This window comes from Robiginitalea rubriflava (genome assembly GCF_052540725.1).
In genome coordinates this window covers 2,909,389-2,933,540 of sequence record NZ_CP199309.1, presented here as the reverse complement: position 1 = coordinate 2,933,540, position 24,152 = coordinate 2,909,389, and the positions used below count along the sequence as shown (strand labels likewise).

General features: G+C 46.5%; 22 protein-coding genes. 11 read left to right on the top strand and 11 right to left on the bottom strand.

The genetic code is table 11. The features are described 5' to 3' along the window. The first annotated feature begins 21 nt into the window (after positions 1-21). The 5 genes from ACT6NU_RS13205 to ACT6NU_RS13185 all read left to right on the top strand — a co-directional run bounded on the left by ACT6NU_RS13205 (position 22) and on the right by ACT6NU_RS13185 (position 4,090). Positions 22-972, top strand: coding sequence for an isopenicillin N synthase family dioxygenase (locus ACT6NU_RS13205; protein WP_445382140.1), 951 nt, complete (start codon positions 22-24; stop codon positions 970-972). Positions 973-1,008: 36 nt separating this feature from the next. Beyond that, on the top strand, positions 1,009-1,338 hold the full coding sequence (locus tag ACT6NU_RS13200; protein ID WP_445382139.1) for a translation initiation factor: 330 nt from the start codon (positions 1,009-1,011) through the stop codon (positions 1,336-1,338). 94 nt (positions 1,339-1,432) lie between these two features. Continuing rightward, a complete protein-coding gene (locus tag ACT6NU_RS13195) occupies positions 1,433-2,365 on the top strand; it encodes a DUF1835 domain-containing protein (RefSeq protein ID WP_445382138.1) in 933 nt (310 codons plus the stop codon). Between the two features lies 1 nt (position 2,366). Beyond that, a complete protein-coding gene (locus ACT6NU_RS13190) occupies positions 2,367-3,245 on the top strand; it encodes a nucleoside phosphorylase (protein WP_445382137.1) in 879 nt (292 codons plus the stop codon). Then, positions 3,242-4,090: a substrate-binding domain-containing protein gene (locus ACT6NU_RS13185; RefSeq protein ID WP_445382136.1), complete on the top strand. Its 849-nt coding sequence runs from the start codon at positions 3,242-3,244 to the stop codon at positions 4,088-4,090. The genes ACT6NU_RS13190 and ACT6NU_RS13185 overlap by 4 nt, the downstream gene beginning before the upstream one ends. A gap of 8 nt (positions 4,091-4,098) precedes the next feature. On the opposite strand, the gene ung is transcribed toward ACT6NU_RS13185, so the two are convergent. Next, positions 4,099-4,764, bottom strand: a complete 666-nt coding sequence (gene ung / locus ACT6NU_RS13180) for a uracil-DNA glycosylase (protein ID WP_445382135.1) — start codon at positions 4,762-4,764, stop codon at positions 4,099-4,101. Between the two features lie 27 nt (positions 4,765-4,791). Continuing rightward, positions 4,792-5,313 carry a hypothetical protein gene (locus tag ACT6NU_RS13175; protein WP_445382134.1) on the bottom strand — a complete coding sequence of 174 codons (522 nt, stop codon included), beginning with the start codon at positions 5,311-5,313 and terminating at the stop codon, positions 4,792-4,794. Positions 5,314-5,453: 140 nt separating this feature from the next. Between ACT6NU_RS13175 and ACT6NU_RS13170 the strand changes: the two genes are divergently transcribed. Beyond that, on the top strand, positions 5,454-7,628 hold the full coding sequence (locus ACT6NU_RS13170; RefSeq protein WP_445382133.1) for an endonuclease MutS2: 2,175 nt from the start codon (positions 5,454-5,456) through the stop codon (positions 7,626-7,628). After that, complete coding sequence (locus ACT6NU_RS13165) at positions 7,625-8,041, top strand: thiol-disulfide oxidoreductase DCC family protein (RefSeq protein ID WP_445382132.1); 417 nt, start codon at positions 7,625-7,627, stop codon at positions 8,039-8,041. The genes ACT6NU_RS13170 and ACT6NU_RS13165 overlap by 4 nt, the downstream gene beginning before the upstream one ends. A 10-nt stretch (positions 8,042-8,051) precedes the next feature. On the opposite strand, the gene ACT6NU_RS13160 is transcribed toward ACT6NU_RS13165, so the two are convergent. From ACT6NU_RS13160 to aroC, 5 genes are all read right to left on the bottom strand, one after another. Continuing rightward, entirely contained in the window at positions 8,052-9,224 is a 1,173-nt protein-coding gene (locus tag ACT6NU_RS13160) for a flavohemoglobin expression-modulating QEGLA motif protein (RefSeq protein WP_445382131.1), read from the bottom strand. Next, positions 9,221-10,045 carry an N-formylglutamate amidohydrolase gene (locus tag ACT6NU_RS13155; protein ID WP_445383868.1) on the bottom strand — a complete coding sequence of 275 codons (825 nt, stop codon included), beginning with the start codon at positions 10,043-10,045 and terminating at the stop codon, positions 9,221-9,223. The genes ACT6NU_RS13160 and ACT6NU_RS13155 overlap by 4 nt, the downstream gene beginning before the upstream one ends. After that, positions 10,038-11,069 carry a glutathione synthase gene (gshB, locus tag ACT6NU_RS13150; protein ID WP_445382130.1) on the bottom strand — a complete coding sequence of 344 codons (1,032 nt, stop codon included), beginning with the start codon at positions 11,067-11,069 and terminating at the stop codon, positions 10,038-10,040. The genes ACT6NU_RS13155 and gshB overlap by 8 nt, the downstream gene beginning before the upstream one ends. 15 nt (positions 11,070-11,084) lie before the next feature. Then, entirely contained in the window at positions 11,085-12,431 is a 1,347-nt protein-coding gene (locus ACT6NU_RS13145) for a dicarboxylate/amino acid:cation symporter (protein WP_445382129.1), read from the bottom strand. A gap of 62 nt (positions 12,432-12,493) precedes the next feature. Next, positions 12,494-13,558: a chorismate synthase gene (gene aroC, locus ACT6NU_RS13140; RefSeq protein WP_445382128.1), complete on the bottom strand. Its 1,065-nt coding sequence runs from the start codon at positions 13,556-13,558 to the stop codon at positions 12,494-12,496. Positions 13,559-13,748: 190 nt separating this feature from the next. On the opposite strand from aroC, the gene ACT6NU_RS13135 reads away from it, so the two are divergent. Next, positions 13,749-14,606, top strand: coding sequence for a UDP-2,3-diacylglucosamine diphosphatase (locus ACT6NU_RS13135; RefSeq protein ID WP_445382127.1), 858 nt, complete (start codon positions 13,749-13,751; stop codon positions 14,604-14,606). Here the strand turns inward: ACT6NU_RS13135 and ACT6NU_RS13130 are convergent. Next, complete coding sequence (locus tag ACT6NU_RS13130; RefSeq protein WP_445382126.1) at positions 14,603-17,509, bottom strand: FAD-binding and (Fe-S)-binding domain-containing protein; 2,907 nt, start codon at positions 17,507-17,509, stop codon at positions 14,603-14,605. The genes ACT6NU_RS13135 and ACT6NU_RS13130 overlap by 4 nt on opposite strands. A gap of 94 nt (positions 17,510-17,603) precedes the next feature. Here ACT6NU_RS13130 and ACT6NU_RS13125 point away from each other — a divergent pair, with 94 nt between their 5' ends. Both ACT6NU_RS13125 and ACT6NU_RS13120 read left to right on the top strand, forming a co-directional pair. Next, positions 17,604-18,095 (top strand): hypothetical protein, encoded by a 492-nt coding sequence (locus tag ACT6NU_RS13125; RefSeq protein WP_445382125.1) that lies wholly within the window; start codon positions 17,604-17,606, stop codon positions 18,093-18,095. A 97-nt stretch (positions 18,096-18,192) separates the two neighbouring features. Further along, a complete protein-coding gene (locus ACT6NU_RS13120; protein WP_445382124.1) occupies positions 18,193-19,299 on the top strand; it encodes a redoxin domain-containing protein in 1,107 nt (368 codons plus the stop codon). A 70-nt stretch (positions 19,300-19,369) separates the two neighbouring features. Here ACT6NU_RS13120 and ACT6NU_RS13115 read toward each other — a convergent pair whose 3' ends face one another. Beyond that, complete coding sequence (locus ACT6NU_RS13115; RefSeq protein ID WP_445382123.1) at positions 19,370-21,001, bottom strand: hypothetical protein; 1,632 nt, start codon at positions 20,999-21,001, stop codon at positions 19,370-19,372. Between the two features lie 126 nt (positions 21,002-21,127). Next, positions 21,128-21,775, bottom strand: a complete 648-nt coding sequence (locus tag ACT6NU_RS13110; RefSeq protein ID WP_445382122.1) for a rhomboid family intramembrane serine protease — start codon at positions 21,773-21,775, stop codon at positions 21,128-21,130. A gap of 55 nt (positions 21,776-21,830) precedes the next feature. Here ACT6NU_RS13110 and ACT6NU_RS13105 point away from each other — a divergent pair, with 55 nt between their 5' ends. Then, positions 21,831-22,748 carry a lysophospholipid acyltransferase family protein gene (locus ACT6NU_RS13105; RefSeq protein WP_445382121.1) on the top strand — a complete coding sequence of 306 codons (918 nt, stop codon included), beginning with the start codon at positions 21,831-21,833 and terminating at the stop codon, positions 22,746-22,748. Here the strand turns inward: ACT6NU_RS13105 and glmM are convergent. Continuing rightward, complete coding sequence (gene glmM / locus ACT6NU_RS13100; RefSeq protein WP_445382120.1) at positions 22,745-24,136, bottom strand: phosphoglucosamine mutase; 1,392 nt, start codon at positions 24,134-24,136, stop codon at positions 22,745-22,747. The genes ACT6NU_RS13105 and glmM overlap by 4 nt on opposite strands. Positions 24,137-24,152 lie beyond the last annotated feature (16 nt).

Below are 24,152 nucleotides of genomic sequence, written 5' to 3'. Positions count from 1 at the left end.
ATCGTAAAAATTATCCTTTCCATGAATAAAATTCCCAATGTGGACCTCAGTGAATTCGTGTCCGGTGACCCGCATCGCAAATCAGAATTTGTAAAACAGATTGGCCATGCTTTCGAGGAAATTGGATTTGTAGCCCTTAGCGGCCACTTTCTTTCTGATTCACTGGTTGAAGAACTGTACAGTGAAATAAAGAAATTCTTTGATTTGCCCGAAAATGTAAAGGCAAAATATGAAATTCCGGGCATAGGAGGACAGCGCGGATATACCTCTTTTGGAAAAGAGCACGCTAAAGGTCGTAAGGAAGGCGATCTTAAGGAGTTCTGGCACTTTGGGCAGTATGTGGAGGACGATGCCAAACTCGCTCAGGAGTACCCTGAAAACGTTCAGGTTGCAGAATTGCCAAATTTTAATAAGGTTGGGCGGGAGACTTACAAAATGCTTGAGAAGACAGCTATTTATGTACTTAGAGCCCTCGCGATCCACCTGGAATTGGACGAATATTATTTTGACGCCTACGTGCACAACGGAAATTCTATATTAAGGCCCATCCACTACCCCCCTATTACCGAGGAACCGAAGAATGCCGTCCGGGCTGCAGCACATGGAGACATCAACCTTATTACCCTTTTAATGGGGGCTCATGGTAAGGGGTTGCAGGTTCAGAACCACAGGGGCGAATGGATAGATGCCATCGCGGCACCAGACCAACTCATGATCAATGTGGGAGATATGCTCTCCAGGCTTTCCAATAATAAATTAAAATCCACCATTCATCGGGTGGTCAATCCGCCAAAGGAATTATGGGGCAAATCCAGGTATTCCATTCCCTTTTTTATGCACCCCATCAGTTCCATGCCCTTGAACTGCCTGGAGCACTGTATCGATGCAGAACACCCGAAGCTTTACGAAGATATAACCGCAGGGGAATTCCTGCACGAACGCCTTGTGGAATTGGGTTTGGTCAAGAAATAGCCCCTATCCTTTTAAACACACAATAGTAAAACTTATATGGACCTTAAAGACCAGTTAAGGGATCTTTTTCCGGATCACGAGCCTGAACCCTCTCAAGAACAGGAAGCCATGCAGCCTTCCATCTGGATTCAGGACGACCCTATCATTTGTAAATACGAAAAGCGAAATGGCCGGCCGGTAACCCTGCTCGAAGGCTATAACGGGGCCGATAAGGACTTTGAAATCCTCAGCAGGGAAATTAAACAGCTGCTGGGCGTGGGAGGTTCCTTTAAGAAAGGACGTATCCTGATTCAGGGAGACTATCGCGACCGGATAATGGATTATTTGAAGCAACAGGGCTTCAAGGTTAAAAGGGTTGGGGGCTGATCCATTATTATTCCCAATTCTTCTGTTAATATTTTTCTTTTTTATCGATTAAATGTTATTTTTAAGGGTTAAAACCTAAACAATTTCTTGTTCCATGAGCTCCCAATTGCATATTACAAACGGGGACAATTTCACCGAAAGGCTCCGGAAATTAAAATATAAAGGAGAAATCATCACCTGGAGGGAAATGCTTTGCGAGGGCAAGACAGAAACAAATGTGGGTAGCGAAGCCTTCTGGAAAACCCGCTTTGAATTCCTTCATAAGAATTACAACGTAAGTAAATCCTGGTTTGTTGAAAAAACACTCAAGGAGTACCGTTCCCTTTGTAATCACAAGCAGCAGGACGAAATTATTCTCTGGTTTGAGTTCGATCTTTTTTGCCAGATCAATATGCTGGCCGTGCTGAGCTGGCTGAAAACCCATCGCAGACATGCGGAAATCTCACTGGTTTGCAGCGGATATCAGGCAGATGGGGAAACCCTTTTAGGACTCAGCGAACTCAGCGATGCCCAGGTTGATGAATTATACAAAAAGAAAATTGTCCTTACCCAGGATGATATAGAATATGCAGATTACGTATGGCAACTGTATTGCAGCGATAATCCGATCCGCCTGGAAAACCTCACGGATTATGAGAACTACCATTTTGAATATCTGGAAAATGCCATAAAAGCGCATTTGAAGCGTTTTCCTACCATTAAGAACGGGTTAAATGAATTGGAAAATCGGATCCTGCAGATTGCGGAGGAAGAAAAACCCGCTTCAAAAAAAGCCCTGATGGGTGCTATCCTCATAAATCAGGGATGGTATGGCTTTGGGGATACACAGTTCCAGCGAATCCTGCAAAACCTTCGGCCCTTATTCAAGACCGTTAGCCCGGTCCGTCTTAGTAAAAAGGGCAAAGAAATCCTTGAAAACAAAACAAATTACTATTCCGTTATACGGGATAATGAAGCCTATTTGGGTGGTGCCCTTAAATACAACTTTTTATACAATACCGAGGCCCACAGAATACTAAAACTTTAGAATGCCCCTAGCCTCTTCTGAGTTGATTCTCAATGCGGATCAGTCTGTATACCATTTAAATTTACGAAAAGAGGATCTTGCCGATACCGTTATCCTGGTGGGAGATCCGGATCGGGTCTCTAAAATTTCACAACATTTTGATACTATTGAGATAAAAAAATCCAAGAGGGAGTTTATCACCCATACTGGAATTTCATCAGGACGGCGGATAAGTGTGGTTTCGACAGGGATAGGAACAGATAATATCGATATTGTCCTGAATGAACTGGATGCCCTGGTGAACATCGATTTTGAATCAAGGGAGCCAAAGCAAGACTTAAAGCAACTGCAGCTGATTCGCCTGGGAACCTCAGGGGCCATTCAGCCCGATATTCCTGTAGATGCCTTTCTGTTAAGTGATTATGCCATTGGATTTGACGGGTTGCTTCATTATTACCAGAGCGAGAAGGTACAGCTTCCGGACATTCAGTATTCGTTTCTGGAACATAGCGGCTGGCCGGTAATGCGTTCTGTCCCTTATGTGGTAGCTGCAGACCAAAGCCTGAATAATAAACTGTTTTCCGAAAATCTCCTGTGGGGATTCACGGCTACGAATGCAGGTTTTTACGGGCCTCAGGGCAGGGTACTGCGACTACAGGAAGATGATCCTGAAATGCAGGAAAAAATAACGGCCTTCCGCTATAAGGATTTACGAATAACCAATATGGAGATGGAAACAGCTGGTATTTTTGGCCTGGCGGCCCTGATGGGGCATAAAGCTGCCTCCCTGAACTGCATCCTCGCAAACCGCTGTAACGGTACTTTTTCAAAAAACCCCGGCAAAACGGTAGATTCCCTTATACTGTATACTCTTGAAAAACTTGCTAATTTACCCGAATGATAGGTGTAAGAATTGTTGGCGTACCAGAGCATTTTAATTTCCCGTGGATACTGGCTATAGATGAGGGAGCCTTCGAAAAAAGGGGGATTGAACTGCAGTGGACCGATATCCCTGAAGGTACGGGACGGATGCGGCAAATGCTCGCAACCGCGGAAACAGACCTGGCCATCATCCTGACCGAAGGGATCATTCAGGGTATTGCCAAAGGGCTTCCAGCCAGGATCGCCCAGGAATATATTGGCAGTCCGCTGCAATGGGGGGTACATGTAGCCGCCAACAGTAAATACAAAACCCAGGCAGATGTCCTTCCCGGGAAAGCGGCTGTCAGCCGGATGGGTAGTGGCAGCCACCTGATGGCCTTTGTAAATGCCCGAAATCAGCATTTCCCTCAGGATCAGCTTGAGTTTGAAATTGTCAATAACCTGGAAGGTGCCGTTACCGCCCTTCAAAGCGGTGCTGCTGATTATTTTATGTGGGAGCGCTTTACTACCCAGCCACTGGTAGACCAGGGCGTTTTCCGCCGGATAGACATTTGCCCGACCCCCTGGCCCTGTTTTGTGGTTGCCTGTACGACCACCTTTCAGAAAGAACATCCGGGTGTCTTATCCGATATTTTAGAGGTGATCAACTCCTACACTGAGGAGTTCCAATATATTCCAAGTATCGACAAAAGCCTTGCGAATTTTTATGGTCAGCAGGTGGCGGCCATTAAGGATTGGCTGGCAATTACGCGCTGGAGCCAGCAACAGATATCAGGAGAAACCGTTTCCGGGGTTGTACAAACCCTTTACGATCTGCAACTCATTGAAAGCCCTATTAGCCCTGATGAAATTCTGGTGAATTGATCTGCCCTTTACCATTGAATGCCGTCCAGGCCCTGGCGCTGAAGCAGCTCATTGGCCTGGCTAAAATGCTTATTTCCAAACCAATACCCTCTGTTGGCACTTAGCGGGGAGGGATGCCCGGCCCGGAGGATAAAATGCCGCTCCGGGTCTATTAAGGCAGCTTTCTTTTTTGCAAAGCCTCCCCAAAGCATAAAAATCAATCCCTTCTGCTGCGCTGATAATTTTTGGATAACAGCATCCGTAAACAACTCCCATCCTTTATTCTGATGGCTTCCCGGCTGACGGGCGCGTACCGTCAGGACCGCATTAAGCAGTAATACCCCCTGTTCTGCCCAGCGCTGCAGGTCCCCATTCTCAGGATAGGGCTGTCCGATATCCTGTTCGATTTCCTTAAATATATTTACCAGCGATGGCGGATGGGCGGTTCCCTGCTTCACGGAAAAACATAAGCCGTTGGCCTGACCGGGACCGTGATAGGGGTCCTGTCCGATGATTACCACTTTTGCTTTTTGAGGGCTGCAATGCTCAAAGGCAGCAAATATCTCCTTTCCTTTCGGATAGCAGGTATGCTGATTGTATTCAGAACGTACAAACTGGGCGAGTTGGGTGAAATAGGGTTTTTGGAATTCCGAACTGATCAAGGGATTCCACTCTGTAGCTATTTTCACATTCATAAACCGGGTTTTCCTGGAAGACAAAAGCTAATTAAGTAATTTTTCCAATCGGGTGTAAAATTCCTTTTCTGCTGAACTGAAACGCTCCCCTCCTATCCCCAGCAAATCATTTTCCTTTGCAGCCATGGCAACTGTCTCTGCAAGATGAAGCAGCCATACCTTGTAGTCTTCAATTATCGTTTCGGATACATACTGCCTAAGGGATTCGAGAAGGTTGGGCAATACATCAAAAATGCGATCCTGAAGGGCTTTATTAGTGCTAACGCCTTCCAGCGCTAATTCTTCAAGGAACTGGTCATGGTGCCTGATAACGGCCTCCGTCAACTCTGATTTGTTTTGTGTGTCTGGTAAAATGCGATATATCAGCGGGTTTTCCGAGCGTTCCCGGCAGCTTTCAATCATATAGGTGAGCCCTTTCTCACGTTCCTGTATGGAACCGGAAAAACCACTTCTACCGGCTCCCTCAACCGCGATTTGCACCCAAAACGGAATGCGCAAAACCTTGCTCCAAATCTCGCCAGGGATATAATTGTGATCTAAAGATTCCATAGATAATCTGTTGTTTGATAAGATACGAAAAATCGAGTGTCCTGTAAAGTTCTATCTGCTCGAGAAGAGAATATTCTGTTGGCCCGGGACTTGCCTTTTAATACCTCGCAATGCTTACCTTTGCAAAGATTTTATCAGGAATGAAACAACTTCCAAAAAAGACAATTGAAGATTTAGAGTTCCCGACGGTCCTGGCGCAGTTGGCAGAGCTCTGCCATACCCAGCCCGGAAAGGAGCGGGCACTCGAATTATCCCCGTTTAAAGAGCATGGAGAGCTAATGGACTCCCTGGGTCGCACACAGGAATACCGCTCCTCTTATGAGAATGAAAACCGTATCCCCAACCACGGATTTGAGTCGATTCAGGAGGCCCTCAAATTGCTGCCTGTTGAAAATATCCTGCTCCCTGTTGAGGCTTTCAGGAAGGTTGGCAGCCTTTGTCGCCTTTTCCAGACACATCAGAAGTTTTTCAGGAAATTTCATGAATATTACCCCTTGTTACACCAATGGATGGAACAGGAGGTGTTTATTCCCGAGATACCGGAGCAGATAGAAGCCGTCATTGATCGCTTTGGGGAAATTCGAAATGATGCCTCCGCGGAACTTGCACAAATAAGAAGAGGGATCAATCAGTTGCGAGGAAAGATCAACCAGAGTTTCAATGCAGCCCTATCCAGGTACCAGCAAGCCGATTTTTTGGATGACATCCGCGAATCCGTTATCGAAAACAGGAGGGTGCTGGCTGTAAAGGCGATGCATAAGCGAAAAGTGCGAGGCAGCGTACTCGGGCAATCCAAAACCGGGAGTATTGTCTACATAGAGCCTGAAGTATCCCTGGCGCAAAGCAGGGAATTACAAATGCTGGAACTGGAGGAGCAGGAAGAAATACGCCGTATCTTAAAAGGACTGGCAGTTGCTATCCGGCCCTACAAAGAAACCCTTGCCCTTTACGAAAAGCTAATGACCGAAGTTGATCTGACAGCGGCCAAGGCAGGCTATGCGAAATCTATGGATGCCTGTCTGCCTGATATCAATACTGAGAAGAGGATGTACCTTCGGGAGGCCTACCATCCCCTACTTTTACTCAACAATAATGCGCGAGGGGAAAAAACCTGGCCGCAGACCATTGAACTTCACCCGGAAAACCGGATCATCGTTATTTCAGGCCCCAATGCCGGGGGTAAGAGCATCACCCTAAAAACCATTGGTCTTTTACAATTGATGCTGCAAAGCGGGCTGTTGGTTCCTGTGCATGAAAGAAGTAGTTGTTGTTTGTTTGATTTGGTACTGACTGACATCGGAGACAACCAGTCCATTGAAAACCATCTGAGTACCTACAGCTACCGCCTGAAAAACATGAATCGCTTTCTTCGCAAGTGCAACGCAGAGACCCTTTTCCTTATCGACGAATTTGGTACTGGTAGTGATCCGGAATTGGGAGGGGCACTGGCTGAGACCTTCCTCGAAACCTTTTACGAAAGGGAAGCTTTCGGGGTTATCACCACCCACTACGCCAATCTTAAAGTGCTGGCCAATGAGCTGCCATATGCCACCAACGCCAACATGCTTTTTAACCGGGAAACCCTTGAGCCAGCCTTTATATTGGAAATGGGGCAGCCGGGAAGCTCTTTCACCTTTGAGGTAGCACATAAAAATGGGATTCCGTACAGCCTGGTTAACAGGGCAAAGAAAAAGGTTGCCCGTGGGAAGGTTCGCTTCGATGCTACCATCGCTAAACTTCAAAAGGAACGATCCAAGATGGCCCAAACGGGCAGCAGGCTGCAGGAAGAGGAAATAAAAGCCAGGGAGGAGGCCCAGCGCCTGGAGGAATTGAATTCAAAAATTAAGGACAAACTCAGTAATTATCAGGAATTATACGACTACAACCAACGGATGATCCACCTGGGTAGCAAGGTAGACAAGGCAGCCGAAAGCTATTTTGTCCATAAAAAGAAAAGACCCCTTATTTCAGAACTGCTGCGAATTGTTGAAACAGAAAACAGCAAACGGATCAAAAAAAGTGCAGCCCAGCGAAAGGAAGAACAGCAGAAGAAAAACGAAGTGGTCAGAGAAGCACAGGAAAAAGTAAAGGATATCCGCCAGCAGAAAAAGAAGCAGGCAGCCAAAAAGGCTAATAAAGAAAAAGAAAAGCCCCGTCCCGTCTTAAAAGTAGGCGACCGGGTGCGACTTTGGGATGGAAAGGCTGTGGGAAGCATTGACAGCATTGAAAAAAACAAGGCAATCGTCAATTATGGCCTCTTTACCACCAATGTAGGGCTAGATCAATTGGAATTGGTAGAAAAGAAAGGGAAATGATGGAGCTGCCAGAGGGAAAAAAGATCATCCTGTTCGATGGGGTATGTAACTTGTGCAACCGGGCTGTTCAATTTATTCTTAAAAGGGACAGAAGGGACGTCTTTCGTTTTGCCTCCCTTCAAGGTGAAACGGGAAAACAACTTTTGGCAGAGCGAGGAATCGATTCCCGGCAAACGGATTCTATTATCCTGATTGATCCGGGCGTTGCCTATTACGTTCGAGCCGGGGCTGCAATGGAAATTTCGAGGAACCTTAAAGGTTTTGGCTTTATAGCACTGGTATTCGGTTGGATTCCCCAACGCTTGCTGGACCCACTCTACAATCTTATTGCCAGAAATCGCTACAGCTGGTTTGGGAAACGGGAGAGCTGTATGCTTCCAGGTCCGGAAACCCGGTCTAAATTCCTGGATTAATTTCCTGGAATCATTTCAGGTTATTCAATATGAATTCAAGGGTTTTGTGCTGATTTTTCTTTTCCTTAAAACTAAGGCAGGTATACGGCCCCATTTTAACAAGGCCCAATTGGGTGAGATAGGCTATTTCCTTTTCGTAATCAAGTGACACTTTCCCGCTTAATAAACGTTCCATGGGCTCCTCTTTCAGGTAGCGCTTGTAAATCTTCCTCAGGCCGCTGAGGTATAAACGGTCTTTTGTAAATCCGCCTCCCCGGTGAGCCCTCAGGGTAATCGTAAAGGCATCATTCCGGTTGAGTTTGTACTGATTGTGTATGAGGTCAAAGGTGTCGGTAAAACTGTATCCTTTACTTAAGCTATGTGATGCTAATACCCTGTAAGAAAGCTCTTTAAGTCTTTTTAAGGTGAGGGCGCCTCCCATGTACTCACTGAAGACAGCAAGGCCTTCCTGGGTTTCTACATTTTTGGGCAATCCATTGGAGAAGATCTTAAGTGGCTGCGCCTGGCCATTGAATGTAGTCACCAAATGCACCCCTATTTCATGGTGCGCCAGGGTAAGGAGTTGGTTTTCGCTGAACTTTGCATTCCTTTTGATCAGCAGGCTTTGGGTGCTGTTACTTACCATGGCCTCTGCTGCGATATGGGTCGAAAAACGAATGTTAAGCGGGAAGTTGTACTGGGCGGCAAATGCTTCAAAATAGGCCTTTGCCTCCTCCGGGCTGTATTTCTTTTCCATGCTGGCCAGCTTTGATTCGTCCTCAAAATGGAGAATGAACTTGGCGTTTTGCACGTCCTTTTCTGTTGGGGTTCCGTACACCCGCAGCGAATTGTAATAAAAACGCCTTTGCTGGCCAATGGTCTCTATACACTGGACCATGTTTGAATAAAAGTAGATGACGTCTGTATACAATTGGCGTAAGACGTCGTCTTCGATGCTGTCCAGTGGATGCGTAAAAAATTGACGGTGGAGTTTGTAACCATCAAATTTAATTTTAGGGTATTTAAACTGGGGCTCCTCGCTGTACTTGGAAGCAAAAAACTTGTGTTTCTCCTTCTCTGTATTGAGGGGGTTCACATAGTTCAGCAATTCAATTTTCTTGACCATCCGATCCAGATGGGCGTCTATTTCAAATACTTTAGCGTATTTGTTGAGGAGTTTTGGGTCTGGGGTTTGCGATATCATAAAGATTCCTGAAATTCAAGGAGCTGCAAAGGTATCAATTCTTTTAATTGCCTTCCGGCCGAAGCCACAACTTCCGGATAGATGATACCACTTTCTTCATCACAATATACTTTTGCAATTTCTGTGGCGAGTACCAGGCTGTTATCAAAAGTTCTGGTAATGTATTTCAGGAAGTAGCCGTTCCCCTGGAAAGTATCATTAATAAGCGAGGTAGCCGGAATACCGTGTGGCAGTTGTATATCCGCCAGGCGTAACCTCCAGGCCTCCGCAAGTCGGCCAAACCTGCCATTGTCGATATTGGAAGTGCCCAGATTCCAGGTTGGGACTTCCCTGTCCCAGCGTTTCCAGTTATAACTGTGCATGTCTATAACCAGAGCCGCTCCGTGGATTTCTTCGATTTTGGAAACCAGTGCGTGTACGACCGAATAAAATCGATAATGTTTATCCAGGCTAGTTCCTTTTTCCTGTTCTGTTAGTGGTTTATGCCACAGGGCTTTGCCCCATGCATCCGAATATATGCAGGTTTCGGGTGGGCGGTTCAGGTCGTATTCAAAACGGGAATCACAACCTGCGATAACAATGGGATGCCGGGCTACCATCTCGAAGGTACAGGGGTCTTCCTCATACCACCTGTCAAATTCGGAATGCGTGCATTTATCCCATAAACCCTTGCGGAATTGGTGTCCGTCATGGACCGCCCCGCAAATAAAGGGGGCGTAATACTCTATCTTCAGCCGGAAGGAGTAATCCTCACAAACTGCCTCAAATGGCTCCTCCTTCCGGATCAGGCCAATCATATCTTCGGCAGACATTCTATGCATCATCCACTTCTTTACGCAAGCGTGACCTGCGGTTAAAGGCCTGAAGTTTGTCTACCACCTGGCTTTCAATAAAATCGATCACCTTGGCCTGGATTTTTGTCTTGTAAACCTTGTTCATATAGGTTATTCCCCCCGGGGACATCACATTGACCTCCACCAGTTTCCCGCCAATCACATCTATCCCCACAAAATACAGCCCGTCATTGACCAGTTTGGGTCCTATTTGCTTACAGAGGGCTTTTTCCTCTTTCGTGAGAACATGTTTGGCAACAGACCCTCCCGCTGAAACATTGGAACGGTGGTCATCACTTCCGGGGATACGACGCATGGCCCCTATCGGTTCCCCGTTTAACAGCAATATACGGATGTCTCCCTGGTCGGCTCCTTCTATATATTCCTGAAGGATAACATAGTTTGAGCTGCCATCGGCATTGGTTACATAAAAATCGAGCAGGGATTTGATATTGGACATGGCCGATTTTTCGATCAGGATTACACCAGAGCCTCCGAAACCATTCAGGGGTTTTAAGATCATTTTGTCTGATTTGGATTCCCTTATTTGGCGCACCAGGTAATTTTTGTTTTTTGAAACATGGGTGGCAGGGATAATATTGCTGTGACTGTCACCAAAGGCTGCCGTGTAAAGCTTATTGTTGGCTTCCCTCAATCCCTGCAGGGAGTTTACAATAAAAACATCATCCTTTACCGAGTCCAGGAAATTAAGCATCAGGGGGTCCAGAGGAGGATTTGCCCGCATAAAGATCACGTCAAAGCCGGCGAGTGGGAGCATCTCTTCCCGGGTTACGGCTTTTCTGTAGAATGCCTTAAGACTTGCAGGAACCTTCTCCATACGATTAATAACCGTGCAAAATGCATTGGTAACACTATTGCGAATAGTCAGATTAGCGGGTGTACAAAGGGCCACGCCATACTTGCGGCGGACGCATTCGTGTATCAGAGCAAGGCTGGTATCATTGTCAGGGTCTATATCCTCCCAGGGATACATCAAAAAACAAATATTCATTGCGTAAGGTTTCTGTTATTTTTTCTTTTTGCCGGAACCCCTCACTTCATCTAAATGATCGTCCCAGTTTTTTGGATTAGGGGCATGTAGCTTCCCTACAGATTTGGCAACCATCATGGATACCGCGGCATCACCGGTCACGTTTACCACGGTCCGGCACATATCCAGAGGGCGGTCTACCGCAAAAATGAGCGCCAGGCCTATCGCCAGTTTATCCGCCGGAAAATTTATGGATTCCAGAACTATTACCAGCATGACCATTCCGGCTCCGGGAACCGCGGCTGACCCAATGGAAGCAAGTAAGGCCGTCAGAATAATAATCAATTGTCCGCTTAAACTCAAATCAAAACCCAGGGCCTGCGAAATAAAGACTGCAGCCACTCCCTGATAGAGACTGGTACCATCCATATTGATGGTGGCTCCCACCGGGAGTACAAAACTGGAGACTTCCTTGTCTACCCCAATATGTTCTTCCACCCTTTCCATGGTTACCGGGAGCGTGGCAGCACTGGAACTGGTCGAAAAAGCGAGTAACTGGGCCGGGCTGATGCGACTCAGAAACGTAAAGGGGTTGTATCGGGTGAAGGTAGAAACCACAACACTGTAAAAAACAATCATCAGAAGTAATCCCAGGACTACCACACCGGAATATTTTAAGAGGGCATACAACAGCTCGGGGTCACCGGAAGAAACCACAACATTGGCCAGCAGTGCAAAAACAGCAACTGGTGCCGTTAGCATAATCAGGTCTACCATTTTGAGGACCACTTCGTTGAGGGAATCAAAGAAATCTTTCAAGGGCCGGGCCGCCTTTTCCCCTATCAGCAACATAGAGATGCCCAGGAAAATGGTAAAAAAGATTACCTGCAACATCAGGCTGTTGTTACTCACAGCCTGAAAGGCATTGTCCGGGACCATATCTACCAGGAACTGCAAAGGGCCTGATTCCTTTTGCCTGGAAGCCTCCTCGATTTTGGAAGTAACCCCAGCATCGGAGGCATAGGTTTCTGTAAGTTGTGCAATGGTTTCCTCGGAAATCCCATTGCCCGGTTTTAACACATTCACCAGGACCAGGCCTATGGTTATGGCGACCACCGTGGTGATAATATAAATGCCTATTGTTCTTAATCCGATGTTGCGGAATTTACTGATATCCTTGAGGTCTGAGATTCCCTTTACCAGTGATGCCAGGATCAGGGGAATAGCGATGAGTTTCAGCAGTTTTACAAAGATGGTACCGAAGGGGTTGATCCAATCCATTACAAAGTCCGCACCCCAGTCCGGGTAGGTCATGATGAATCCAAAAACAATCCCCAGCAGCATCCCGATCAGGATTTGCCAGTGCAATTCTAGTTTCCGCATATCGAGTCTTTTCTATTTCGCGGGAAGATACTATTTTGATCCGAGACGCCCTAAAGGGCGCCTTAGAATTTGGACAGCCTGTTTAAGAGAAAAAAATCAGCAAGCACCAAAGCAGCCATGGCCTCGACTATGGGGACAGCCCTGGGCACCACACAGGGATCGTGCCGGCCCTTGCCCTGCTGTACTACTTTCTGCCCCTGCCTGTCTATGGTTTCGTACTCCTGTATAAGGGTGGCTACAGGTTTGAAGGCTACCCTGAAGTATATATTCATACCATTGCTTATACCTCCCTGTATACCACCACTATAGTTGGTTTTGGTACTGCCATCAGAGTTAAAACTGTCATTGTGTTCGCTGCCTTTCATTTTCACCCCTTCGAAGCCACTCCCGAATTCGAATCCTTTAACGGCATTAATCGAAAGCATTGCGGCTCCAAGACGGGCATGGAGCTTATCGAAAACCGGTTCTCCCAGCCCTACAGGAACGTCTTCTATTAAGCAGCCTACAACCCCACCTATCGTATCTCCTTCTTTCCGGATTTTACGAATCAGGGATTCCATTTTTTCAGCTGTTTCCGGATGCGGACATCGCACCGGGTTTGCCTCTGTATTATTGAAGTCCAAAGACTCGTAGGGTTCGTCAATGGCTATATCCCCTACCTGTGTAACAAAGGCGTTTATTTTGAGCGTTCCCAGTAATTGTTTCGCAAGAGAACCTGCAACAACCCGGCACACTGTCTCACGGGCAGAACTTCTCCCGCCTCCCCGGTAGTCCCGGAAGCCGTATTTCTGGTCATAGACATAATCTGCATGGGAAGGCCTGTAGCTGTCTTTTATATGGGAATAATCTTTAGACTTCTGGTTGGTGTTTTCAATTACAAATCCAATGGGAGTACCTGTGGTTTTGCCTTCGAATATCCCGGAATAAAATACCACCTTATCTGCTTCCTTGCGCTGGGTAACGATTGCTGACTGCCCGGGCCTCCTTCGGTCCAGATCACGCTGAATGGCTTCCATGTCAACCGGGATCCCCGCCGGGCACCCCTCAATAATACCCCCAAGGCCTTTTCCATGTGACTCCCCGAAAGTGGTCAGTTTAAAAACGGATCCAAACGTATTTCCCGCCATATCTGCTGTATAATGAACCTCAAAGGTACCTTTTCGTCCGAAGTCAGACAAGACTCCCTCTATAATATTGGCTTAACATTCTTATGAACTTCTTAAAGCCTGCTTAACACAAACATAGGAAATTGATCATCTTTATGTTTATTACCAAACATACCATTCGTTCTAATTTTGTTTCCGAAAATCTAACAAATTGAAAAAACGAAAAATTGACCTTGCGGTTATCTCCGATGTACACCTGGGCACCTACGGATGCCATGCTCAGGAACTGCTGGCCTATCTGAGCAGCATAGAACCAGGTATCCTGGTATTAAACGGGGATATTATTGACGCAGGGCAATTCGATAAACGCTATTTCCACCCAGCCCATTTGCAGGTGCTCAGGAAAATAACAGGAATGGCAGCCCGCGGGACTCAGGTATATTATATTACGGGCAATCGCGATGAAATGTTGCGGAAATTCTCGGACACAACCATAGGCTCCTTTCGTATTTGCGATAAACTTGTCCTGGAACTTGACGATAAAAAGGCCTGGTTTTTTCACGGAGACGTTTTTGATTTGGCCCTTCCAAATGCCCAATGGCTGGCCAGACTGGGCGGGCATGGGTACAAAGCCCTGATCTTACTGAACCGCGGCGTAAACAACTTACTGACCAAATTGGGCCGTAACAAAATATCCCTTTCGGGGAGGATAAAGAAAAGTGTAAAAGGAGCCGCAGGTCTCATTTCGAACTTTGAGAAAACAGCTGCATCTATGGCAATCTCCAAACGTTATGACTACGTGATTTGCGGACACATCCACCAGCCTAAGAAAGAATGGGTGGAAACATCTGAGGGCCGCTGCCTGTACCTGAACTCAGGGGATTGGGTGGAAAACCTGACCGCCCTGGAATACGCCTTTAAACGGTGGAAGCTTTACTGGTACAATGAGGATAAACTATCCGCCTTTTACGCAGATGAGGAACATAAGGCCACCCAATTTGAAGAAATCATTTACTCAGTTGTGAATCTGGAGCAGGAAAAAAGGAAGGAGAAGCCCCTGGCCTCCTAGTCTGCCAAAGCTTCTCTGAGGATGCTTACCGGGTGTAGCGCCTTTCGCCCCGTACCGTCCGCAATCTGATGCCTGCAACTGGTGCCATTTGCAGCAATCAGCACATTTTCGTCTGCCTTGCGCACCGCCGGAAACAGTTTCAGCCCACCCACCTGCATACTAACCTCATAATGTTCTTTTTCATAACCAAAGGAACCGGCCATCCCACAGCAACCGGAAGCAATGATACTTACCTTGTAATTTTGGGGTAAATTAAGCACGTCAAAGGTCACTTTCTGGTTGGAAAGCGCCTTCTGATAACAATGATTATGTATTTTAACCTCCTTTTCGCGGGTTGTGAATCTGTTGGGTGACAGATTGCCCTTTTCGATTTCCGAAGCGAGGAATTCTTCAATCAGGAAGCAGTTTTTTGCTATGGCATCCGAAATCTCTGATGATAGTCCAAACCTTTTGTATTCATCCCGGAAAGTCAGTACGGCAGAAGGCTCCAGCCCCAATAGCGGAACGCCATCCCCGCTTAACGCATATAATGCCGGGGCGTTCTTATGGGCAAGCTTTCGGGCTTGCTTCAGAAATCCCTTTGAAATAAAGCTCCTGCCACTATCTGCTATAAACAACTGTACATCATATCCCAGTTTTTCCAGCAGGTATATCGCATCCTTCCCCTGCTGAATATCCAGATAACGTGTAAACTCATCAATAAATAAAGCTACCCGTCTTTTTTGACCCGGGGAACCCGATTTTTGCCGCGCGAGGAATTTTCCAAAATCAAAACGCCTGGCAACCGGGATGGATCTGTTTTTAGATACACCCAGAATGCTTTTTATGGGGGAACTGCTCAATTTGCCATTCAAGAGGGGATTCAGCAATGCCGCGAAGTTGCTGTTAAAGGCATTTATTGCCGTATTATGGGCAAAAAGACGATTTCTCAGGGAATATCCGTTTGCCTCCTGATATTGATAGCTGAATTCGGCCTTTAAACCCGCTATATCCACATTGCTGGGGCATTCACTGGCACAGGCTTTGCAACTCAGACAGAGATCAAAAACCTCCTTTAGTTCGGGCCGGTTGAATCCTTTTTGCGGATCCGTCAACATTTCCCTGAGGACATTGGCCCTTGCACGGGTGGTGTCCTTTTCATTTCGGGTGGCCTGGAAAGACGGACACATGGCCCCTCCCATGTGATGGGATTTTCGGCAATCCCCGCTGCCATTGCATTTTTCGGCAGCCCTTAATATGCCCTGGCTGTCTGAAAAATCGAGAAGCGTATTTATTTCGGGTTCCGGGCGGTCCGGAACATATCGCAGGGAAGCATCCATAGGAAAAGCATCCACTATTTTCCCGGGATTGAATATTCCTTTTGGATCAAAATAACTCTTAATACGCCGTAACAACTGGTAATTCTCCTCCCCTATCATTAAAGGAATAAACTCTGCACGTACAATCCCATCGCCGTGTTCCCCGCTAAAGGAACCCTTGTATTTTTTCGTAAGACGCGCTACCCGGGTCGTGATTTCCCTGAAGAGGTGAACATCTGCTTTTTTCTTCAGATTCAGAATGGGTCTGAGATGTAATTCCCCGGCCCCTGCATGGGCGTAATAAACGGCCTCTTGCCCATACTCGGCCATGATTTGCGTGAATTCCCCTATAAAGTCTTTCAGGTCCTTCAGAGCAACGGCAGTGTCTTCAATACAGGCTACTGCTTTGCGGTCTCCAACCATATTGCCCAATAGTCCCAGGCCTGCTTTGCGAAGCTCTATAGCCTGCCCTATTTGCGCCCCGTAAAGCACCGGTGCAGCATATGCCCTGCCTGATTGTTTTATGGTTTTCTGAAGTTTTTGAATAGCTGCGGCCAGCTCTTTTTCCGTTCCGGCGCGCAGTTCGAGCATCAGCAGAGCCGCCGGATCCCCTTCTACAAAGAAACGATTTCTGGCTTGTGCCCTGTTATTTTTAGTACAGTCCAGAATGGTTTTATCCATCATTTCGCACAGGAACAAGCGATGCTCCATGGCAGGCAACACATCAGAGAGACAATCCTCAAGGGTATGGTAATGGGTGATAACCATAGCTGCCACCGGGGGAGGCAGGGAATCCAGCTGCAGGGTCAGTTCCGTGGTAAAGGCGAGCGTCCCTTCACTCCCACACAGTAATTTTGCAAGGTTAAAGGGAGTTTTGTTTTCGCTGAAGACAGTTGTTTCCAAAAGGGCATCCACAGCGTAGCCCGTATTTCTGCGATGGATCTCAGGTAGTGGAAATTCGGTCCTAATTGAATTTTGTATATCCTTGTTTACAAGATCTTTATAAACATTCTTATAAATGGATGATTCAGCATCAGATCCTTGGGTTTTTTGCAGGAATTCATCCCTGCCAAGCGGGCCGGCCTGTATCTGTGAACCATCGGCTAACAAGACCTGCATTTGCAGCACCTTGTCCCGTGTTACCCCATACCGTATAGAAGTTGTTCCACTGGAATTGTTCCCGGCCATCCCGCCGATCATGCAACGATTGGAAGTAGAGGTATTGGGCCCAAAAAAAAGTCCGTGTGGTTTCAGAAAGGCATTCAGCTCGTCCCGAACCACCCCGGGCTCTACCCGTACCTGACGCTTTTCTGTATCCAGCTCCAGGATTTTTGTGAAGTGTTTGGATACATCTACCACCAGTCCCGGACCAACGCACTGCCCTGCCAGGGAAGTGCCAGCCGTTCGGGGTATCAGCCCCACGCCATGCTCGGAGGCAAACGCAATTAAGTGCCGCAAATCTGAGGTATTCCGGGGATAGGCCACACCCAATGGCTGCATCCGGTATACGGATGCATCCGTAGCGTACATGCTCGTATGAAGAGGGTCCCAATGCAGTTCCCCCTCCAGTTTTCCGGAGAGCTCCTCTAGTTTATTTATATCCAAGCTTACACAATTTTTGTTGGCTAAATTAAGTTTTTCTTAACGTAAGGCCATTGAAGATGGCCTATTTTTGATTACTAATTTAAAACAGCTGTTTATGAAAATGCTAAAACTAATCATTGGGATATTTTTCCTTGCCACAGCTTCCATGAGTGCCCAGAATATCTCTGAGCATGCCCTTGGTCTGCGACTTGGAGACAGCGATGGCTTTGGGGCTGAAATCTCCTATCAAAAGTCCGTCGGGCGCTACAACCGGGTTGAAGTGGATTTGGGATGGAGGGATTCCAGGAACTTTGACGCCTTTAAACTTACCGGTATTTATCAGTGGGTACACACCCTGGATGGAAATTTTAACTGGTACTACGGTGTTGGTGGAGGCCTTGGAAGTGTTGATTTCAATACCGGATTTACGGATGACGACGGTGGATTGTTCATCTTTGGGGCCGGGGATATTGGGATAGAGTACAATTTTGATATCCCATTGCTATTATCGCTGGATTTTCGCCCGGAAATAGGCCTGATAGGCTATGACGGGTTTTCCGATAATTTTGATTTTGATATTGCCCTGGGAATCCGTTACCAATTTTAGAGAAGCAGTAAAAGCAAATAAGGCCCTTGGCATAAGCTTATGTTAAGGGCTTTTTATTTGTAAGCGATCTGCATAACTTTGCCAAAAAATTATTTCTATGCGAATTTTGACCTGTTGCCTTTTATCTGTGATGCTCTTTTCCTGTAATCAGGACACCGGAGAAAATTATACTTTGGAGGGAAACCTCAGGGGCGACATCCCTGAAGGCACAACAGCCATCCTCAGGAGGATTACACCTCAAATGCAGTATGAGGCAGTCGATACGGTTCAAATTAATGAGGGTTCTTTTCTTTTTAAAGGCACCCAGGTATCGCCAGAATTACACGTTGTCACGCTTTCCGGGCTTCGGGGAGGCCTGATGCTGGTCCTTGAAGAAGGAGAGATTGAAGTTACTGCCGCCGTTGATAGTTTGAATTATGCCAAAATTGGGGGATCTCCTCAAAACGAGCTGCTCAGTCAGTACCGGGAAGGCCGTAAAAGCATTGACCAGCGAAATGCTTCTCTTTCACGTGAATTTTATACCGCACAAAGCCAGAATGATCTGGTCAACATGAATGCACTACGGGATGAAGCAAACGAATTACAGGAGGATTTGAGGGAATTCAACACCACATTTGTAAAAGAGCATCCTCAGGCTATTATCTCAGTATCGCTTTTAAAAGAAATGCTGCAAAACCCAAGGGCAGACTTAGCCCAAATCCAGGAATTGTACCAGGGACTGGACGCGGCTGTAAAAGCATCAGAAGACGCAGAGGTACTAAAATCGCAAATTGAGAATGGCTTGCGCACAGCTGTGGGGTCAAAAGCTCCTGATTTTAGCGCCCCAACCCCTGATGGCAATGAGCTGGCCTTAAGCGAGGCCCTGGGAAAAATTACCCTGGTTGATTTCTGGGCAGCCTGGTGCCGTCCCTGCCGTGCCGAGAATCCGAACATTGTGGGGGTATATCAAAAATACAAGGACAAAGGCTTGAAAATATTAGGGGTTTCCCTGGACCGGAACGCTGAAGATTGGAAAAAAGCCATTGCCGATGATGGTCTGGAATGGCAGCATGTCTCCAATGTGCGTTACTTTGACGAGATTGCACGTTTATACAATGTAAATGCCATCCCGGCGAGCTTCATTCTGGATGAAAATGGAGTTATTATAGCTAAAAATCTGAGGGGGCCGGAACTGGAAGCTAAAATCGCAGAGTTATTGCCCTGATTAAAATGAACATGCTACAAAAAAGTAACCCGGCCTGCAAGCCGGGTTATTTATTAGGTTGGTTAAAGTCTTAAAATTTATTCCGCACATCGCGGAAAGTACCGTTTACTGTGGCATCGTTATCGATTTTTACTTCACCAAAGACATCGATTACACTATCCGATCCGAAAACTTCCAATACAGATCCGTCCTTGAGTTCCAGATCTCCATAGATGGTTAGAGAGCCCTCAAGACGCAGGGTGCTCCCCTGCTCCACCACTACTTTTTTCGGCTTGCTAAAGCGGCCAACGGACATGGTCCCAAATAATTCAAAGAGTCCGGCCTCCCTGACTTTTAAATTGTTTACAACAGTCCAGGTCCCACATAACAGCAGGCTGGCATCTTTTACCTCCAGGGTATTGAAGCCTTTCGATCCGCTATAGGCTACATTTTCACCATTTTCCACCTTGAATTTGGAATCGCCTTCAAATACGGGAAGATCTATACATTGATTAGCGAGGCTGGGTTCAGGACGATTGAGCTTGATGATCTGCAACCCCTGACTTCCCGAAGCTGCAAAGGCATAGTCACCTTTGGAGGCAACATAATTGATTGAACCGGAAAGCTCCAGAATCCCAACGGCCTCTGTCCCACTCTCATCTGTTTCGGATAGGCTCATCCCCGCCCCGCCATTGGCCATAAATAGGGCTTGCTCATTAGCAACTACTGCATTGGTTACGATGTCACCGGCCTCGGCTCCTTCTGGGCGTACCGGGATATCTATATACTCTATGAGCTGACCATTCCCTGCATTATAAATACCGGCTCCTTTGGCTGCTTCTGCCACTATAATTTTGTCGCCCTGGGTAGCCAGGGTCTTTTTGGAGGCTTCTCCAAGATTAGTTGAAATTGGAATAAGTCCGTTGGATACTAAATTCGCATCCAGCATTTGCACCCCATTTCCTGCATCCAGAACAGCAAACCCTGTTGCGGTGGCACTCATGGCACGGGCATCGGCAACATAGGTTTCCGACAGTATGCTCAGGTCTGTTTTATTGTAGGCGGTAATGCTGCCTTCCTTTCCGCTACTGACCAGAATGCGCGAGCCCTCGACTATAACATCCGTGGCATTATCACCCTGCTGGAATCCATATAGGATATTATCCGTACTAAGGCTACCACCGCTAACCGAAATCTTAGCCACAAATGCATTACTGCTGGCAATTGCTGAATTGGCCGCATCCAGCCCTCCGGCTGCGTAAACAAATCCATTATCATAGGTTATGGAATTCAGGTCTGCATTCATAAAAAACAGCCTGGAAGTGAGTTGCGGATTATGAGGATCAGAGACATCTACTACATCAATGGCTCCGGAATAAACCTCGCCAACCGTATTGTAGGTCACATAGGCATAATCCCCATCTACGCTTACATGGGAGGCCGTAAAATTATCTCCTGCCTGATAGGAAGGAGGAGACACGCTGGCTATAACCGTTAAGGGATAGTCACCTGCAGGCGCTTCTGCTTTGGCAGTAAGGTTGTTTTCATTAAAAATTTCGAGAACCCCGGCTGTATTGTAGCCAATGGCTGCCTGAAGGGCAGCTGTATTTTCAATTACAAGGCTTTCCTCAAGGTCGTTTTGGAAAACGGTTGTTTCATCACTACATCCAATAAATAATAGGGTAAGTCCAAGCGCGAAAAACGCTTTTCCGAATAATTTCATAAGTAGGTTATTTAGATTTCGGGTAAATCTTAAACGCCAAAGAACAGGAAATCTTATAAAATACTGATACAAAACTCGTCAGATAGCTTTATTTTAAGCTGAAATGGTGCTGGGCCTGCTAATTCCTTATATTTTGCCCATCTTTTCAAGGATAAACAGCAATATTATTGGAAGGGCCAATAATAATACCATAATGGGATGACTGCCAATCACTTCGGGGCGGAATAAAAGGGTAACAACGTAGCCTCCCACCGCCCCTCCAAAATGGGCAGTATGGCCAATATTGCCAATTCGGGTTTTCATTCCATAGATGGAGTATAGCAAATAAGCGATCCCAAGGATATATGCCGGAAAAGGGATAGGGATAAACATTAAGGCAAGTCTCATATCCGGTTGCAGTAAAATAGCTGCATAAAGAACCCCTGTAACTGCCCCGCTGGCGCCAACTGCACTGTAATATGGCTCATCCCTGTGAAAGAAAAGCGCCAGGAGGCTGCCAGACAACAAACTGATTCCGTATATCATCAGGAATTTTATGGGTCCCAGCCAGTTGATGACCACATCTGCAAAAAAGTAAAGCGTAAACATGTTTAGGAAAAGGTGGGCGGAATCTACATGTAAAAACCCGGAGGTTACGGTTCGTTCACGCTGCCCGGCCCTGATGGCGCCAATACTGAATTTATAGCGTTCAAAAAAAGATGCGTCATTAAATCCTTTGAGAGACACTAAAATATTGGCAGCAATCAAAGCAATGGTAACAGGATGCAAATTCATTGAGAAGTCCTTATTTTAGGGGTAAATATAGCTATATTTGACTAACATTTAGCGCATGCAAAAACTGATATACCTACTGGCCTTCCCTTTTCTATGGTTGGTTTCCAGACTTCCTTTCCCCTTGCTTTACGCCTTCTCGGATTTTATATTTTTCCTGGTCTACCGGCTTATTGGCTACAGACGAAATGTTGTCTGGAATAATCTCAAACTCGTATTCCCGGATAAGCCTAAGGCCGAATTGAAAATCATCGAAAAGAAGTTTTATGCCCATATGTGCGATATGTTTCTGGAGATGATTAAGACCATGAATATCTCGGAGGCAGAAATTAAGAAGCGGTATAAATTTACGAATCTGGAAGTCATTCTGGAATTTGAGAAAAAAGGCAGATCGGCCATGCTGATGCTCCCGCATTACGCCAGTTGGGAATGGGTTTTCTCATTGAATACGGAGGTATCCGCCAGTGCCTATGGTATTTATCAACCCATAAAAAATAAATATTTTGACCGGCTGGTGCGTTCCATAAGGGCCAAATTTGGCACCACGCTTATCGCCACAAAACAGATCTGGGATATCACTGTACAAAATAAAAAGACCAATACCCTCGCCATATATGGGATTATCAGCGATCAGTCTCCCATGGTCAAAAAAGCGCATTACTGGGCCCCTTTTATGGGCGTGACAGTACCCATTCACACGGGGGCAGAATTTCTCTGTAAAAAATATGACCTGATGGTCTATTATCTTAAAGTTAAAAAAGTTGGAAGGGGGTATTACAGTTGTTCCTTTAAGTTATTGGCTGAAGATCCAGGCAGTTATCCGGATTATGAGATTACCGATATGTTTATGAAAGAAGTGGAAGCCTCCATAAAAGAGGCCCCGGAATATTATTTCTGGACCCATAAGCGTTGGAAACACAAAGACCGAAAACCAAACCCGGACGCCCTGGTCCGAAATCAGGAAGCAGGAGCCTAATTGATTCCGGCTGCTGTCTTTATCTCGTCAATTAGCCGGTTGGCTAGGTCATCGGCGGCTTTTTGGCTTTGGGCTTCGGTGTAAATCCGAATAATAGGCTCAGTATTGGATTTACGCAGATGCACCCAGGAGTCTTCAAAATCAATTTTAACCCCGTCTATGGTCGTAAGGCGTTCCTGCCGGTAGGCTTCCTCAACCTTTTTTAACAGGGCATCCACATCCAGGCCCGGAGTTAATTCAATTTTCTTTTTACTCATAAAATATTGGGGGTATCCATCTTTTAACTCACTAACTGAAATTCCCTTTTCCGAGAGGAGCATCAGGAAAAGTGCCGTCCCCACCAGGGCATCCCTTCCGTAATGGCTGGCAGGATAGATAATTCCGCCATTACCTTCACCTCCTATAACAGCCTTTTCTTTTTTCATGGCAGCGACCACATTGACCTCTCCTACCGCCGCAGCAGTGTAGTTTCCTCCATGTGATTCGGTTACATCCCTGAGGGCACGGGTTGAAGAAAGATTGGAAACAGTATTACCGGGGGTCTTACTCAAGACGTAATCTGCACATGCTACCAGGGTGTATTCTTCCCCGAACATCTCCCCTTTTTCGGTTATAAAGGCCAGGCGATCCACATCGGGATCCACCACAATGCCCAGGTCAGCCTTTTCTGCTTTTACCCGTTCACATATATCCTGCAGGTGTTCCTTAAGCGGTTCGGGATTGTGCGGGAAATGCCCTGTAGGTTCACAGTAAAGTTTAACGACTTCTACTCCCAGGGCTTCAAGAAGTAATGGAATGGCAAGGCCCCCGCTTGAATTTACCCCGTCTACAACTACTTTAAAATTTTTTTCCCGGATCCGCTCAGGGGTTACCAGGTCCAGTTCCAGAACAGCCTTTACATGTTTGTCCAGATAGGAATCATCTGGCAGATGCTTCCCCAGTTCATCAACGGAGGCAAAATCAAAGGCTTCCTTGTCGGCTTTTTCCAGGATCAGCTTTCCCTGGGCAGCATCCAGAAACTCCCCTTTTTCATTGAGCAGCTTCAGGGCATTCCACTGTTTCGGATTGTGGCTGGCCGTAAGGATAATCCCCCCGTCTGCGCCCTCCATGGGCACCGCAATTTCCACTGTAGGGGTGGTGGAAAGGCCCAGGTCTGTAACATCGATCCCCATGCCCTGAAGGGTTGCCATAACCAGCTGTTGGATCATCTCACCGGATAAACGCGCATCCCTCCCAATAACTACCCGCAGCTTATCGGTATTCCTGTATTCCTTTAACCAGCTTCCGTAAGCAGCTGCGAATTTTACAGTATCCAAAGGAGTCAGATTTTCAGAGGGCTTCCCGCCTATGGTTCCTCGAATGCCGGAAATCGATTTTATCAGGGTCATGTTTCTTTATTTTACC

Excerpts from the sequence above, each read along its gene's own strand:
- ACT6NU_RS13175 (WP_445382134.1), bottom strand. The coding sequence starts at position 5,313 with ATGGAATCTTTAGATCACAATTATATCCCTGGCGAGATTTGGAGCAAG.
- aroC (WP_445382128.1), bottom strand. The coding sequence starts at position 13,558 with ATGGCGGGAAATACGTTTGGATCCGTTTTTAAACTGACCACTTTCGGG.
- glmM (WP_445382120.1), bottom strand. The coding sequence starts at position 24,136 with ATGACCCTGATAAAATCGATTTCCGGCATTCGAGGAACCATAGGCGGG.
- ACT6NU_RS13110 (WP_445382122.1), bottom strand. The coding sequence starts at position 21,775 with ATGAATTTGCATCCTGTTACCATTGCTTTGATTGCTGCCAATATTTTA.
- ACT6NU_RS13145 (WP_445382129.1), bottom strand. The coding sequence starts at position 12,431 with ATGCGGAAACTAGAATTGCACTGGCAAATCCTGATCGGGATGCTGCTG.
- gshB (WP_445382130.1), bottom strand. The coding sequence starts at position 11,069 with ATGAATATTTGTTTTTTGATGTATCCCTGGGAGGATATAGACCCTGAC.
- ACT6NU_RS13170 (WP_445382133.1), top strand. The coding sequence starts at position 5,454 with ATGAAACAACTTCCAAAAAAGACAATTGAAGATTTAGAGTTCCCGACG.
- ACT6NU_RS13205 (WP_445382140.1), top strand. The coding sequence starts at position 22 with ATGAATAAAATTCCCAATGTGGACCTCAGTGAATTCGTGTCCGGTGAC.
- ACT6NU_RS13185 (WP_445382136.1), top strand. The coding sequence starts at position 3,242 with ATGATAGGTGTAAGAATTGTTGGCGTACCAGAGCATTTTAATTTCCCG.
- ACT6NU_RS13165 (WP_445382132.1), top strand. The coding sequence starts at position 7,625 with ATGATGGAGCTGCCAGAGGGAAAAAAGATCATCCTGTTCGATGGGGTA.
- ung (WP_445382135.1), bottom strand. The coding sequence starts at position 4,764 with ATGAATGTGAAAATAGCTACAGAGTGGAATCCCTTGATCAGTTCGGAA.
- ACT6NU_RS13105 (WP_445382121.1), top strand. The coding sequence starts at position 21,831 with ATGCAAAAACTGATATACCTACTGGCCTTCCCTTTTCTATGGTTGGTT.
- ACT6NU_RS13155 (WP_445383868.1), bottom strand. The coding sequence starts at position 10,045 with ATGCATAGAATGTCTGCCGAAGATATGATTGGCCTGATCCGGAAGGAG.
- ACT6NU_RS13120 (WP_445382124.1), top strand. The coding sequence starts at position 18,193 with ATGCGAATTTTGACCTGTTGCCTTTTATCTGTGATGCTCTTTTCCTGT.
- ACT6NU_RS13160 (WP_445382131.1), bottom strand. The coding sequence starts at position 9,224 with ATGATATCGCAAACCCCAGACCCAAAACTCCTCAACAAATACGCTAAA.
- ACT6NU_RS13115 (WP_445382123.1), bottom strand. The coding sequence starts at position 21,001 with ATGAAATTATTCGGAAAAGCGTTTTTCGCGCTTGGACTTACCCTATTA.
- ACT6NU_RS13200 (WP_445382139.1), top strand. The coding sequence starts at position 1,009 with ATGGACCTTAAAGACCAGTTAAGGGATCTTTTTCCGGATCACGAGCCT.
- ACT6NU_RS13190 (WP_445382137.1), top strand. The coding sequence starts at position 2,367 with ATGCCCCTAGCCTCTTCTGAGTTGATTCTCAATGCGGATCAGTCTGTA.
- ACT6NU_RS13125 (WP_445382125.1), top strand. The coding sequence starts at position 17,604 with ATGAAAATGCTAAAACTAATCATTGGGATATTTTTCCTTGCCACAGCT.
- ACT6NU_RS13195 (WP_445382138.1), top strand. The coding sequence starts at position 1,433 with ATGAGCTCCCAATTGCATATTACAAACGGGGACAATTTCACCGAAAGG.